14 protein-coding genes are annotated in these 14007 nt (G+C 63.5%); 8 read left to right on the top strand and 6 right to left on the bottom strand.

All coding sequences use genetic code 11. The annotated features are described in order from the left end of the window. Positions 1-7: 7 nt before the first annotated feature. Positions 8-1369: a cytochrome ubiquinol oxidase subunit I gene (locus tag AC0ZT5_RS25430; RefSeq protein ID WP_488498687.1), complete on the bottom strand. Its 1362-nt coding sequence runs from the start codon at positions 1367-1369 to the stop codon at positions 8-10. Between the two features lie 268 nt (positions 1370-1637). Between AC0ZT5_RS25430 and AC0ZT5_RS25435 the strand changes: the two genes are divergently transcribed. Both AC0ZT5_RS25435 and AC0ZT5_RS25440 read left to right on the top strand, forming a co-directional pair. Then, on the top strand, positions 1638-2564 hold the full coding sequence (locus AC0ZT5_RS25435) for an ABC transporter ATP-binding protein (protein WP_488498688.1): 927 nt from the start codon (positions 1638-1640) through the stop codon (positions 2562-2564). Continuing rightward, entirely contained in the window at positions 2561-3322 is a 762-nt protein-coding gene (locus AC0ZT5_RS25440) for an ABC transporter permease (protein ID WP_477280725.1), read from the top strand. Before AC0ZT5_RS25435 ends, AC0ZT5_RS25440 begins: the two co-directional genes overlap by 4 nt. A 13-nt stretch (positions 3323-3335) precedes the next feature. Here the strand turns inward: AC0ZT5_RS25440 and AC0ZT5_RS25445 are convergent, their stop codons facing one another. Continuing rightward, positions 3336-4373, bottom strand: coding sequence for a phosphatidylglycerol lysyltransferase domain-containing protein (locus tag AC0ZT5_RS25445; protein ID WP_488498689.1), 1038 nt, complete (start codon positions 4371-4373; stop codon positions 3336-3338). Positions 4374-4722: 349 nt separating this feature from the next. Here AC0ZT5_RS25445 and AC0ZT5_RS25450 point away from each other — a divergent pair, with 349 nt between their 5' ends. Then, the gene (locus tag AC0ZT5_RS25450) at positions 4723-5907 is read left to right on the top strand and encodes a flavin-containing monooxygenase (protein WP_488498690.1); all 1185 of its coding nucleotides are present in this window, start codon (positions 4723-4725) and stop codon (positions 5905-5907) included. On the opposite strand, the gene AC0ZT5_RS25455 is transcribed toward AC0ZT5_RS25450, so the two are convergent. Both AC0ZT5_RS25455 and AC0ZT5_RS25460 read right to left on the bottom strand, forming a co-directional pair. Beyond that, positions 5899-6123, bottom strand: a complete 225-nt coding sequence (locus AC0ZT5_RS25455) for a hypothetical protein (RefSeq protein WP_379094209.1) — start codon at positions 6121-6123, stop codon at positions 5899-5901. The two genes, AC0ZT5_RS25450 and AC0ZT5_RS25455, sit on opposite strands and share 9 nt — an antisense overlap. 131 nt (positions 6124-6254) lie before the next feature. After that, positions 6255-8258, bottom strand: coding sequence for a PhoX family protein (locus tag AC0ZT5_RS25460; protein ID WP_488498691.1), 2004 nt, complete (start codon positions 8256-8258; stop codon positions 6255-6257). Positions 8259-8638: 380 nt separating this feature from the next. On the opposite strand from AC0ZT5_RS25460, the gene AC0ZT5_RS25465 reads away from it, so the two are divergent. After that, the gene (locus AC0ZT5_RS25465; RefSeq protein ID WP_488498692.1) at positions 8639-9082 is read left to right on the top strand and encodes a hypothetical protein; all 444 of its coding nucleotides are present in this window, start codon (positions 8639-8641) and stop codon (positions 9080-9082) included. A 315-nt stretch (positions 9083-9397) separates the two neighbouring features. Beyond that, positions 9398-9913 carry a hypothetical protein gene (locus tag AC0ZT5_RS25470; protein WP_488498693.1) on the top strand — a complete coding sequence of 172 codons (516 nt, stop codon included), beginning with the start codon at positions 9398-9400 and terminating at the stop codon, positions 9911-9913. A 214-nt stretch (positions 9914-10127) separates the two neighbouring features. Here AC0ZT5_RS25470 and AC0ZT5_RS25475 read toward each other — a convergent pair whose 3' ends face one another. Both AC0ZT5_RS25475 and AC0ZT5_RS25480 read right to left on the bottom strand, forming a co-directional pair. Further along, positions 10128-10790: a response regulator gene (locus AC0ZT5_RS25475; protein ID WP_095083843.1), complete on the bottom strand. Its 663-nt coding sequence runs from the start codon at positions 10788-10790 to the stop codon at positions 10128-10130. Next, entirely contained in the window at positions 10787-12178 is a 1392-nt protein-coding gene (locus AC0ZT5_RS25480; RefSeq protein ID WP_095083842.1) for a sensor histidine kinase, read from the bottom strand. The genes AC0ZT5_RS25475 and AC0ZT5_RS25480 overlap by 4 nt, the downstream gene beginning before the upstream one ends. 169 nt (positions 12179-12347) lie before the next feature. Here AC0ZT5_RS25480 and AC0ZT5_RS25485 point away from each other — a divergent pair, with 169 nt between their 5' ends. The 3 genes from AC0ZT5_RS25485 to AC0ZT5_RS25495 all read left to right on the top strand — a co-directional run bounded on the left by AC0ZT5_RS25485 (position 12348) and on the right by AC0ZT5_RS25495 (position 13986). Beyond that, positions 12348-12689 carry a hypothetical protein gene (locus tag AC0ZT5_RS25485; RefSeq protein ID WP_095083841.1) on the top strand — a complete coding sequence of 114 codons (342 nt, stop codon included), beginning with the start codon at positions 12348-12350 and terminating at the stop codon, positions 12687-12689. Between the two features lie 14 nt (positions 12690-12703). Beyond that, positions 12704-13423: a phosphatase PAP2 family protein gene (locus tag AC0ZT5_RS25490; RefSeq protein ID WP_488498694.1), complete on the top strand. Its 720-nt coding sequence runs from the start codon at positions 12704-12706 to the stop codon at positions 13421-13423. A 284-nt stretch (positions 13424-13707) separates the two neighbouring features. Continuing rightward, on the top strand, positions 13708-13986 hold the full coding sequence (locus AC0ZT5_RS25495) for a helix-turn-helix domain-containing protein (protein ID WP_477224827.1): 279 nt from the start codon (positions 13708-13710) through the stop codon (positions 13984-13986). The last annotated feature ends 21 nt before the right edge of the window (positions 13987-14007 follow it).

The following is a 14007-nucleotide window of genomic DNA, read 5'->3' on the forward strand; positions in this document are numbered from 1 at the left end:
CTTCTCCTCACTCGCCGGCCGCCGGCTGCGACAGGGCTGCGTTCATTACGCCAGGCAGCGGCGATGAATCGCCGTCCTTCGCCGCCTTCAGCGCCAGGTGCACCAGCACGCCGAGATAGGCGATCAGCAAAAGCACATAGAGAATGAGGTAGATTGCCAGCGTCAGCGCGACATGGCTGCCCGCCACCGGGCCGACCGCGTCGGCGGTCTTCAGCACGCCGGTCACCAGCCAGGGCTGGCGGCCGATTTCGGTGGTGTACCAGCCGGCCAGCGTCGCCAGCCAGCCCGACAGCGCCATCGGCACCATCAGCATGGCGAGCGGCCTCGGCAGGCTGTGCCGGCGCTTGAGGAAGAAGGCTGCCGACCAGGACACCGCAAGCATCAGCAGTCCCGTGCCGACCATGATGCGGAAGCTCCAGAAGATCGGAAAGACCGGCGGATGGTTGCCGGGATAGTCGTTCAGCCCCGGCACCACGCCGCCGATGCTGTGCCGCAGCACGAGGCTGGCGCCGTCGGGGATGGCGATCTCGAACCTGTTTTCCTTCGCCGCCTCGTCGGGCAGGGCGAAGAGCACCAGCGGCACGTTGGGGCCGGTGTTCCAGTTGGCCTCCATGGCGGCGATCTTCTGCGGCTGGTGCTCCAGCGTGTTCAGCCCGTGCTGGTCGCCGGCGAAGATCTGGATCGGGATCAGGATCGTCGCCGTGAAGACGCCGGTGCGCAGCGCCTTCCACATCGATTCCGAGCGGTCGCCATAGAGATAGCGCAGCGCCGACAGGCCGGCGATGAGGAACGACACCGTCAGGCCGGAGGCGAGCAGCATGTGGACCAGCCGGTAGGGCATCGACGGGTTGAAGACGATCGCCCACCAGTTGACGGCGTGCGCGACGCCATCGCGTATCTCGAAGCCGGCCGGCGTCTGCATCCAGGAATTGAGCGCGATGATCCAGAACGCCGAGAGGGTCGTGCCGCCTGCCACCAGCACCGTCGCCAGCGTGTGTATGCGGTTGGAGACGCGGCGGAAGCCGAACAGCATGATGCCGAGGAAGGCCGCTTCGAGGAAGAAGGCGGTGAGGATTTCATAGGCCAGCAGCGGCCCGGCGATGTTGCCGACCTTTTCCATGTAGCCCGGCCAGTTGGTGCCGAACTGGAAGCTCATGGTGACGCCCGACACCACGCCCATGGCGAAGGACAATGCGAACACCTTCACCCAGGTGAAATAGGCGCGCATCCAGGCGGAATCGTTTGTCGCGTTGTAGCGGAGCTTGAAGAACAGCAGCACCCAGCCAAGCGCAATGGTGATCGTCGGAAACAGGATGTGGAACGAAATATTCGCGCCAAATTGCATGCGCGACAGGATGAGCGGGTCCATGGTGGGCTCCGGCTGCTTCTAATGTGGCAAGAATAAGCCCGTCGCGCCTGTCGGTCAAAGCGGCGTCCCGCCGCGAGGCGGAACGCCGCAGCGCCCTGGCAAGATGACGCATGCGTGCTGCTGCCGTGTCGGATTGCAACCGCCGCCGCCTGGACTGGCCGGCCTGCGACGACTGTCGAGAACTGTCAGCAGCGGCGTCGACTTGCGGTTGCACGCACCGACATTCAGCCTATATCAGGGGACCTCTTTCAGGCAGCCGTTTTCAGCCATGCCCTCCATCCTGTCCATTTCCGGGGTCTCCAAGACCTATGCCACCGGCTTCACCGCGCTCAAGGAAGTCAACCTCGACATCGAGCGCGGCGAGATTTTCGCGCTGCTCGGCCCCAACGGCGCCGGCAAGACGACGCTGATCTCGATCGTCTGTGGCATCGTCAATCGGTCGTCGGGCACCGTCACCGTCGACGGTCACGACATCAACAGGGACTACCGCGCCGCGCGCAGCCTGATCGGCCTTGTGCCGCAGGAACTGACCATCGACGCCTTCGAGAGCGTCTGGGCGACCGTCAATTACAGCCGTGGCCTGTTCGGCAAGCCGGCCAACCCGGCCTTCGTCGAGAAGGTGCTGCGCGACCTCTCGCTATGGGACAAGAAGGACGCCAAGGCGATTACGCTGTCGGGCGGGATGAAGCGCCGGCTAATGATCGCCAAGGCGCTGTCGCATGAGCCGCGCGTCCTGTTCCTCGACGAGCCGACCGCCGGCGTCGACGTCGAACTGCGCCAGGACATGTGGGCGATGGTGCGCCGGCTGCGCGAGGACGGCGTCACCATCATCCTCACCACCCACTATATCGAGGAAGCCGAGGCGATGGCCGACCGCGTCGGCGTCATCAACCGCGGCGAGATCATCCTGGTCGAGAACAAGGCCGAACTGATGCACAAGCTCGGCCGCAAGCGGCTGGTGATGGAGCTGCGCAGCCCGCTGACGGCCATTCCCGACACCTTCTCGCGCTATGCGCTGGAGCTGTCGCCGGATGGCGGGCAGTTGACCTACACCTATGACAACCAGGCCGAGCGGCCGGGCGTCGCCTCGCTGATCCGCGATCTCGAGGCCGGCGGCATCCAGTTCCGCGACATCGACACGCAAAACAGTTCGCTCGAGGAGATCTTCGTCAATCTGGTGAGGAGAGAGCCGTGAACCTGCGTGCGGTATGGGCGATCTACCGGATGGAAATGGCGCGTGCCTTCCGCACCGTGCTGCAGAGCATCGTCTCGCCGGTCATCTCCACGTCGCTCTATTTCGTCGTCTTCGGCTCGGCCATCGGCTCGCGCATCACCGAGATCGACGGCATCAGCTACGGCGCCTTCATCGTGCCGGGGCTGATCATGCTGTCGCTGCTGACGCAGTCGATCTCCAACGCTTCCTTTGCCATCTACTTCCCGAAATTCGTCGGCTCGATCTACGAGCTCCTGTCGGCGCCGGTCTCCTATCTGGAGATCGTCATCGCCTATGTCGGCGGTGCGGCGACCAAGTCGATCCTGCTTGGCCTGATCATCCTGGCCACCGCCTCGCTTTTCGTCCCGCTGACCATCCAGCACCCGTTCTGGATGGTTGCCTTCCTGGTGCTGACGGCGGTGACCTTCAGCCTGTTCGGTTTCATCATCGGCATCTGGGCGAAGAGCTTCGAGCAATTGCAGCTGGTGCCGCTGCTGATCATCACGCCGCTGACCTTCCTCGGCGGCAGCTTCTATTCGATCAACATGCTGCCCGGCATCTGGCGCACGGTGACGCTGTTCAACCCGGTCGTCTATTTGATCAGCGGCTTCCGCTGGAGCTTTTACGGCAAGTCCGATGTCTCGGTCGGGGTCAGCCTCGGCATGACGATCGTCTTTCTGCTGGCCTGCATAGCGATAGTCGCCTGGATATTCAGGACAGGTTACCGGCTAAGGAACTGACGAAGGTCAGACCTCAAATCGCCTTGACCAGCCGCAGCAGCCCCAGCATCTCCACATATGTCCCCTTGCGGAAGGCGATGTAGACCGGCTCCTCGACACCGTGGAAGCGGCGCTTGAACGCCGCCTGGCCTTGCAGGTTGAACCTGCGGCGGTTGACCCAAGGCGAAGAGTAGGCGCGCTGGAAGGCATTGCGCCAGAAATCGCTTTCAGCAAACCCGCTCGGGCCCACATCGAGCATCGGCGACAGGCCGAGGGTGACCACCGAGATGCCTTGCTCGCGGAAACGGTCGACGGCGAATTTGGTCAGGCCGATCTCGGCGTGCGGCGAGGCGTCGATATGCTTGCGCTTGAACGCCGTGGTGTAGCCGATCACCTTGCCGTCGCGAAACAGCGGGTCGAAGTCGAGCAGTGCGACCAGTCCGCCATCGGGGCCGTGCAGGACGAAACGGCGCATGTCGGTACCGAGATGGTCGGCGAAAGGGCGGTTGAGAAAGCCCATCTCCCACCGCTTGACGATGCGGTCGCCGCGCCAGTTTTCGGAAAGCCGGGCGATTTCGTCGAGATGGACGGTCCGCTTGTCCTCGTCGAACCAAAATCCCTTCTTCAACAGCCAGCGCTCGGAATAGCGCACGGTCTCGTTGCGCTTTCCGGAAAAATCATGGTCGGGCAGGTTGAGGCGGGTGTCGATGCCGAGGCGATTGATCTTGTAGCCGAGCCCGGCCAGCACCCGCGCCGTCGCTTCGCCGATCTGCACGAACCACGGGCTGCCGGCGGTTTCGACGAAGCGTCTGATGTAATCGGACCGCAGCATTGGAGCCACCACCGGATCGCCGAGCGCGAAATGGCGCCCCATCTTGGTGCCGAAGGCGATGTAGCCGTCGGTGTCGCCGAAATAGGAAAGCTTGCCTTGCACGGCGGTCGAATAGGCAAGCGAGAAGTCACCATGGCGGCGGACAAGCGCCAGGCGCTCGACATGTGTCAGCGTCTGCCGCGCCACCTTTGGCGCGACGTCCTCAAGGATTTTGTCGAAATAGATCCGCAAGGAGGGCATGGTCGAAATTCCGCGAGCCGCCTACAGCGCCGCGCCCAGGACGCGCAAAGGTGCTGTAACACTTTGATTCTGCGCATGACCCCGGAAATCGACTCGATTTCGGGCATGCACGTGGGGGAATAGCAGAGACCCGCCAGCCCCAGGGCCTCGAATCAATCACATTGCCGCGACCTGATTACCGCTGATATCGCGCATATGCCATATAGTGCGCAATCGCGGACGGCGCATGCTCGAAATTCGGGTTCGATTCGCGATATATAAGTCCACCGCAGGATCGAGCCGCCGCGGCCTCCCTTGGCGACCACGGGAAGCGTGGCGTCGGAAGGGTCGAATGGAGATCAGAGAAGGAATGGCTGAGACGACCATCAGACCGGTGACGAACGAGCCGGTCGAGCCGGCAATCGTCGTCGGCGCCGGTGCCGCCGGGCTGGCCGTCGCACATGCCTTGATGAACGCCGGCGTGCCCACGGCGATCCTGGAAAAGGAAAGCCGGCTGGCCGAGCCCTGGCACCGGCGGCACCGGCAATTGCATCTCAACACCCATCGCGATCTGTCTTCACTGCCCGGTCTTGCCTATCCCCGGGGCACGCCTGCCTTTCCGCACAAGACGGTCGTCATTCGCCATATGAATGATTTCAGACAGGAGAACCGGCTCCCGGTGCAGTTTGGCGTAGATGTCGAAGAAATCGTCTTCAAGGGCGATCACTGGGCGCTGCTGACCAGCGCCGGACCGCGCCTGGCCCGCCATGTCGTCATCGCCACCGGCCGCGACAGGCAGCCCTTCTTTCCCGAATGGAAAGGCATGAAGGGTTTTGCCGGCCGCATCATCCACGCGGCGGATTTCGGCGACGCGCGGGACTATGCCGGCAAGAAAGTGCTGGTCGTCGGCGCCGGCAATTCGGGCTTCGATACGCTCAATCATCTGGCCGGCATAAACACGGCCGCCATCTGGCTGTCGGCCCGCAACGGTCCCGCGCTGCTGCCCAAGCGGATCGGCAAGATCGCCGTGCATCGGCTTTCGCCGTTCATGGCGCGCTTGCCCTTGCGGGTCGCCGATGCGGTGATGGCGGCGACGCAGCGCCTGGTTTTCGGCGACCTGACCAAATTCGGCATGCCGCCCGCGCCTTCGGGTGGCGCCAGCCGGCTGACCTCGGACTACACCGCGATCGCCGCCGATGACGGCGCCGTCAGCGCCATCAAGGCCGGCAAGATCGTTGTGGTGCCGGCGATACGGGAATTCGCCCGCGACGGCGTGATCCTGGCCAATGGCAGCCTGATCCATCCCGACATCGTCATTGCCGCGACAGGCTACCGCACCGGCCTGGAGCCTATGGTCGGCAAGCTCGGCGTTCTCGACAAAAAGGGCGTTCCGCTTTTCAACGGCGGGCAAGCCGATTCTAGATGGCCCGGCCTGTGGTTCACCGGCATGCGGCCGAGCATTCGCGGCTGCTTCGCCAATGCCGGCATCATGGCCAAGGCGATCACCAAGCGGATTGCCAACTCCGCTGGCGCCCCCCACGGCGCTTCACGCTGATTTCGGCTCGAGCCTCCGGAAGCCGACGGCCTCCATCAGCATGTCTTCTTCGACCATGCCGGCATTGTGTAGCGCCAGCAGGGTGAGAGCCAGTTCGCGCGCCTCGGCCGATTCGGGATGCGCTTCGCGGCGCCGGCAGGCTTCGTCGAACACACGTTGCAAGGTGGCGACTTCGGCAGGTTTGAGCAGGCCACGGTCATAAACGGACTTCGGCATGGCAATCTCCTGGTAATGACCTAGGGCGCCATGTGTAAATTTCCAATCTTTCCCGGGGCTTGAATGATTTGACGTAAAAAGGGAGGGGCTTCGGCTCGCCGAAACCCTCCCCGGGATTGCAGTGCCTGTTATCAAACAGCGATCTTGCCGCCGCCGTGTTTGGTGATGGCGACGACCGCCGGCCGCACTGGCATGTCGGGCTTGAAGTCGGGCCAGCGCGTCGACAGGTCCTCATAGTAGGATGGGCGGCCGAACGCTTCCCAGTCCTCGCCCCCGTCGCCCGGATGCTGGACGGCGACAAAGGCGGTCTGATCGTCAGGGGCGAACAGCGGGCCACACATTTCGGCGCCGATCGGAACGCGGAAGAACAGTTTCGAGGTTGCCCGCGCCGAGCCTTCGGTGTCGACCGCCCACAGCCCATCGGTGCGGCCGGTGGTCTTTGGGCTCTGGCCGTCGGTGGCGACCCACAGGCGTCCGGCTGAATCGACCGCGCAATTGTCCGGCATGCCGAACCAGCCATTGGCCGTCGTCGCAGTCGAGAAGGTGGCACCGACATCGGCCACCGCCGGATCGCCGCATTTCAGAAGCACTTCCCACTTGCCCTTGGTGGCAGTGAAATCGCCGCCGTCCTCGGCGATCTCGATGATGTGGCCGAAAGCGTTTTCGGCGCGCGGGTTGGCGGCGTCGACCTGGTCGGCCTTGCGCTTCGAATTGTTGGTCAGCATGACATAGACCTTGCCGTTGACGCCATTGGGCTGGATGTCCTCTGGGCGGTCCATCTTGGTGGCGCCGAGCAGGTCAGCGGCGCGTCGTGTCTCGATCAGCACGTCGGCCTGGCTGGCAAAGCCGTTTTCGGCAGTCAGCGGACCCTGGCCGAAGACGATCGGCAGCCATTCGACCGAGCCGTCTTCGGCGAATTTGGCGACATGCAGCGTGCCGTCGTCGAGCAGATCCTTGTTGGTCGCGCGATCGTTCGGATTGAAGGCCGCCTTGGTGACGAACTTGTAGGCATAGTCGAAGCGCTCGTCGTCGCCGAGATAGAAGACGACGCGGCCATCCTTGGCGACGATCGATTCGGCGCCCTCGTGCTTGAAGCGGCCCATGGCGGTGCGCTTTCGCGGCGTCGAGGTCGGATCGTTGACGTCGACTTCGACGATCCAGCCGAAACGGTTGGCCTCGTTCGGCTCCTTGGCCAGGTCGAAGCGGTCATAGTGCGCCGCCCATTCATAGGCGCCTTCGGGAATGCCGAGGCGCTTGTAATTGGCGGCTTCCTTGTGGCCCTCGGGCAATTCGCCGGAGAAATAGCCGTGGATGTTCTCCTCGGCCATCACATAGGTGCCCCACGGCGTGACGCCGCCGGCGCAATTGTTGAAGGTGCCCAAAACCTTCGTGCCGGACGGGTCGGCATTGGTCTTGACGCGGTCATGGCCGGCCACCGGGCCGGACAGCGCCATTTCGGTGTTGGAAGTAATGCGGCGGTTGAGCTTGCCGTCGCGCACCACTTGCCATTTGCCGCCGTCCTTGCGGATCTCGACGATGGTGCCGCCATGCGCCGCCATCTCGACATCGACCTGTTCCTTGCTGAGCGGCGCGACGTCGGCCGTCTTCTTGCCGTCCTTCTCGACGATCTTGACGATGCCCGGGAACATAAGATGCGGGTTGGTGTATTCGTGGTTGACGACCAGCAGGCCGTGTTCGGCCGAGCCGTCGATCGCGATGTAGCCGACATAGTCGTTGTTGTAGCCGAACTGTTTTGCCTGCGCCTGCGCCGACTGCTTCGTCGGGTCGAACTCCGGCGAATCGGCAAACAGCGGATCGCCCCAGCGCAACAGCACATCGGCGTCGTAGCCCGGCGCGACATGATGCTTGTCGTCGATGCCGGCCTCCAGTTCGTCGAACGCGAAGGCGGAGCCTTCGGCGGCCCGGGCCTGGTCGGCGCTGACCAGCGCCAGCGGGCTGACGGTGGCGGCGATGGCCGAGACGGCCAGCGAGCCTTTCAGGAAACCACGGCGCGAGAACCGCGCGGCGATGATCTCGCCCATGGTGCGGTTGTCGGTGGGATTGGTGGCCGGGCCGGCGTTTTCCTCGAGCAGGCTGGTGCGGAATTTGGCGTCGGGGGAGCGGTGTTCGGTCATCTGGCTTGCCTCTGGCTTTGCGGGTGGCTGGAGCGTGTTGCCTCTTCAACCCCTTATAGTCACCTGATCACATTTTCGTGACATCAAAAGCCTTTCAGCCGCGACAGCTTTCTGAGACGTCGGCTAAGCACCCTGCGATCAGCACTTAGCGTTAGGACAAAGGTCCCTTGTCAGGCCCGGCAAAGGTCCCTTGGCGGCACCGCATCGGTCGTGGGCCGGTTACGCTAGGCCGCCATGTCGGCGATGGTGGTTCCCTTGCGAAAACGCTGGCGGTGAAATCCGCCGGCCTGAAATCCGCCGGCCTGATCGAAGAGGAGACCAGGATGCGCAGATCGATCGCGACCCGCTGTTGCTGGCTGGCGCTGAGGGCGACCTCGGCATTGGCGCTGGCCATCGCCCCCTATCAACTCGCTTTCCACGGCTCTGGTCCCGTCATCGTTGCCGCAAGCGCGCATGCGAAGGATGGCGGACATGGCAGTGGCGGCGGCGGTGGAAACGGCAGCGGCGGGAGTGGCGGGAGCAGCAACGGCAGCAACGGAAACGGTAACTCCGGAAACGCTGGCGGAGACAATGGCGCCGGCGACGATCACGGCGCAGCCGGCAATTCAGGGGTCGGCAAAGGTCAAGACGATGATGGAGATCACGTCAATGCGAAAACCGGCGACAGGGTCGAAGTGGACGGCAACAAAATCGAGGTCCAGCATCCCGACGGCATCACGGAAGAGATCGAGAACGGCCGGTTCCAGATGAAGGATGCACTCGGCCGCACGATTGTCGAACGTCCGGCGACGGCAAACGACATCAGTCGTCTTCGGGCTTTGTGAAGCAGAACGCCCTGTGAAGCAGGTCAACCGGGGAACGACCAGTTTGACAAGTCACCTCCGCCGCCCCCGGCGGAGGTGACTTGATGTTCGGCGGCATCAGGTAAGCCAGCTTCCAGTCGGCGATGGCGGTCGCCGCCGTCCATACAAGGCATATATTAGCACAAGCTTGGGACTTTAGTCCAATCTTGCGCTTGCAAAGGTCCTGGGTGACAAGCGCAACGGTCGGATACGGCTTTCGGGTATCTTTTCTTTCGGCGATGCTGGTGCAACTCCAACGTCGACGGTGGCACGCCAGCTCAATCGACGGAGATCACCATGCATAGATCGATCACGACCCGTTGTTGCCGGCTGGCGCTCAGATCGGCGGCCGCGCTGGCGCTGACCATCGCTCCCTATCAGATTGACCTCCAGGGCTCCGCTCCTGGAATCCACGCCGCTAGCGCACAGGCCGGCAAGGGCGGCGGTGGCGGCGGCAATGGCGGTGGCGGTGGTAATGGTGGTGGCGGCGGCGGAAACGGTGGCAACAGCGGCGGCAACGGAAACGGAAACAGCGGCAATAGCGGCGGAAACGGAAACGGCAAAGGAAATAGCGGAACCGCCAGCGGCAACTCCAAATCCAACCAGGGGCAGAACGAAAATGGCAACGGTCGTCATGTCAACGCCAACGGTGACGAAGTCGACGTGGAGGGCAAGACGATCACGGTCCAGCATCCCGACGGCATAATGGAAAAGATCGAGAATGGCCGTTTCAGGATGGAGGATTCGCTCGGGCGCACGATCATCGATCGCGGAGCCACGCCGGCGGATTTCAGCCGCCTCAAAGCGTTGTGAAGTTGGCCAACAGGCAACAGCCGGCTTCACACGTCACCTCCGCCGCCCCCGGCGGAGGTGACCTCTCTTTTGCCACCCGGTTTCCGGCTGATGCGTGTCGCCCAGAAGCGGAGGCAACGACATGCATAAAAACAAAGACTTAAAGCGCGTCACCAGACATAGCTGTTCGGCGTTTCCGTGAAACGGTGAGCCGCTCTCGGGATGGCCGAAGCCTCTACGAATGGTTCCGGTCCCGGTCGCGCGACTCACGCATCATCAAGGCTGCTTCGGTGCGGTTTCGCACATTGAGCTTCGACAGCACGCCGGTCATGTGATGCTTGACGGTCTTCTCCTGCAACTCCAGCCGCAAGGCAACTTCCTTGTTGCTTAGGCCCTCAGCCACCAGTCGCAGAATTTCTGCCTGTCGCTCGGTGAGTTGCCGCAGCCGGTCCACTATGCCGTCGGTCGGCTGCAGGGACTGGAGATCCGAAAGCAGGCGGGCCGACAGCGTCGGCGAAAGATAGCTTTCCCCGGCCGCCACACTGTGCAGGATGTCGGCGAGTGCGCGCGACCCGACGCCCTTGAGGACATAGCCACGCACCCCGGCGTTCAGGGCCCTGGTCACGTCGGCATTGGCCTCCGAAACGGTCAGCATGACGATCTTCTGGGCGGGATGGCTGGCGAGGATGCTTGCAACCGCGGTCAGACCACCGCCCGGCATGGAGATATCGAGCAGCAGAATGTCCGGCCGTACGGTCGAGACGATGCGTTCGGCATCCTGCGCCGTGGCGCCCTCGCCCACCATCTCGAAGCCTCCGATTTCCGTCAGGCTGCGCGTCACGCCCTCGCGAAAGAGGGGATGGTCGTCGATAATGGCAATGCGAATGGCGCCGATCATGCTTGCTCCTCGACCGATAGGCGGATCACCAATCGCGTGCCGTGCGGCCCGGTCAAGGTTTCGAACTGGCCGCCAATGCTTTCGACCCGCTCTCTGAGTCCGGCGAGCCCGAGGCCCTCGACGCGTGCCGGATCGAAGCCTGGCCCGCCGTCCGAGACTTCAACGAAAAGCCTGCTGCCTTTCATCCCCGCACTCACCGCCTGATCCTTGCCTCGCCCGTGGCGATAGGCATTGTTCAACCCTTCCTGCACGAAACGATAGATGCTGATCTTCTCGGAGGCGCCGGGTTCTGGCAAGTGCCCGGCCAGCGTGAGTGTCACCGACGTCCCCGTCCTCATCTCGTGTTCGTTGACGGCCAGGCGCAGGATGTCCGTTGTGGCAGCCGTCTCGATCTGCGGCAGGACGAGGCCGGTGCAGATACCGCGTATTTCGCGCATCGCATCCTCCAGCGTCTTGCGGATCATCGCAACCTCGGTCGAGCGGCTTTCGCTCGAATGGCCATCGCCGGAAAACACCGGACTGTCCATGCGCAGCGCCGCCAGCGCGACGAGTTGGGCCGGACCGTCATGGAGGTCGGCGCCGATGCGGCGCAGGTATCTTTCATTGAGCGCGGTGGCGCGGCGGGACGCCCGCTGCACGCGGACCCGCAAGGCGTTGTTTTGCGCCACCAGGCCCTGCAGCTCCGACACCTGGCGGCGCAGCGCCCCGCGCTGATCGTCGATGGTGCGGCTGCCGCGCAGCACGATGCCGGACAGGAGCACAAATGCCGCCAGGGTCGCGCCGGCCACGATCAGCCAGCTTGACAGCAGAGCGGAAGCCAGGGTGGTTTTGAAGTCGTCGGCGACCTCATAGAATTCTGTGACGGCCACCACTTCGCCGGACCACGGCTCGCGCACGGGATTGTAGATCTCGAGTAACGGCAAGCCGATCGCCTCCGCCTGGCTTTCGTTCTCGTCGAACGTATCGAACTGGGCGACGACATTGCCCTGGAAGGCGGAACGCAGCCCGGGGCTCAGATCGAAGCGGTGACCGATCAAACCCGCCTCCTTCGCATAGAGAACCATGCCGTCACGGCGCCAGAGCCTGAACGATACGATGCGCTTGCCGAGCGCGCCCTGGCCGAGCGTCTCATCGAGCGCTTGTTTGACGCTATCGCTGAGTTCCTGGCTCTTGCGCAGGTCGGGCAGCAGCGGCGCAATCACGCTGTCGACATAGAGCGCCGTCGTGGCAGCTGAATTGCGGATGACGCCGTCCCGGATCTGTGTCGTCACCCAGGCGCCCACCACCAGCATGACAGCCAGAAGGCCAAAGCCGCCGGCAACGAGGAATTGCAGTGCGAGAGAAAGCTCGCTCCAGCGTCGCAACAAGTTTTGCAGAATGCGAATCATGGCCCCCGACCGCCCTTCAATCGACAGGCTGGGCGATCCCGGCACTTTGAGCTTCCATCTTGCCGTTGCCAAGGCCTTCGTTTGATCAACGTCGCTTGACGTCCCGGCGCGCTTCGGAAACAAGTCCGCGATACACGCGGCTCGATCCGCTTCGAGAGGGGACAGGACGTTGAGTTTTTCGGGGTTGCTGCAGCTTGGTTTTTCGACGGTGATCTTCCTGCTGGCGGCGATGGCGGCCAAGCAATGGGGCATGGCGCCGAGCCTGGGCAAGATCCTGTTGACGCTGGCGCTCTATTCGCTGGGCAATCTGGTCATGCTGCGGCTGATCCGCGAATTCGGCATGTCGGTGTCGTTCAGCCTCTCGGCCGTCATCCAGCTGGTCTCGGTGAATGTCGTCGCCCTGATGTTCTTCGGCGAGCGCGTCAACACGTTGCAGGCGACCGGCATCGTGCTGGCGATCGCCGCCGTGGCGCTGATCACGCTCGGGCCCTATCTGCAAGGGCGGTTGTAACGGGCCAGTTGCCGATGAAGAACGCCGCGAATGCACTGCTGAACCGGGTCGAATTCCCGGTGCTGCTGGCTGGCCTGGTCATCGCCGGCTGCCTGTGGGGGTTCGAGGAGTTGATGGAGGTGGCGCGGGCCACCACGCCGCACGCTTTCGACACCGAAATCCTGCTCGCCTTCCGCCAGCCGGGCCAACCGGGTGTGCCGATCGGCCCGCTTTGGCTGGAAGGCGCCATGCGCGACATCACCAGCCTCGGCAGCTCGGCCGTGCTGGTGCTGATCACGGCGGCGACGATCGTCTATCTGCTGTTGATCCGCCGGCCGGCCACCGCGCTGCTCGTCTTCGTCGCGGTGGCGGGCGGCCAGGCGCTGTCGACCCTGCTCAAGGTCGAAGTCGACCGGCCGCGGCCCGAGCTCGTTTCGCATCTGGTCAACGAGACCTCGCTGTCCTTTCCGAGCGGTCACGCCATGCTGTCGGCGGTGACATATCTCACGCTCGGCTCGCTGGCCGCGAGCTTCCTGCCGGGCCGGGTGACGAAGATCTATGTGTTGTCGCTTGCCGTGCTGACGACGCTGCTGGTCGGCGTCAGCCGCATCTATCTCGGGGTCCACTGGCCGTCGGATGTGCTGGCCGGCTGGTGCGCCGGCTTCACCTGGGCAATGCTGTGCTGGTTGGCGGCCCGCGCGTTGCAGCGGGGTGCGGACGGCCGCCTGAACGGCGAAAGCGAAATTGCGGATTGACGGCCCCGAGCAGAAATCAAATCAGTCGGTTGATCAGCCCATGTCCGCAGCCTGCCAGCAAAAGAACCACCGACAGCAAGCATGCCGATGTCATGAACGTCCTGAAAAGACTCAACCGCGTCACCCCCTGCCCAGATGGAAGACCCTAGCTCGAAATCCCGAGGAAGTATCCGACAAAATGGACAGGCAAGCGCTTACGTCTCAAACATTCATATTGATGCTTGAAACATCACAATGATGGTATTATACGCTATAGCCGCAGACTCAGACGGGGATTTCGGCCGATGATCACTGCCGCGCAGATGCGCGCCGCAAGGGCGCTGGCCGGCATCGATCAGAAGTCGCTCGCCGAACGCGCCGGCGTTTCGCTTCCGACCATCCAGCGCATGGAGGCGAGCGACGGTGTGGTCAGGGGCGTGGTCGATACGCTGATGAAGGTCATCCAGGCTCTCGATGAAGCCGGGGTGGAGCTGATCGGCGAGAACCAGACCAGCGAGCGCGGCGGCAGGGGCGTGCGCCTCAAGCCTGTCGTGCCGCCGGATTCAAAGGCTGAGCCGGCATAAAGTCGCGACGGCGACCGCCGA

It is taken from the genome of Mesorhizobium sp. CNPSo 4670 (genome assembly GCF_057784235.1).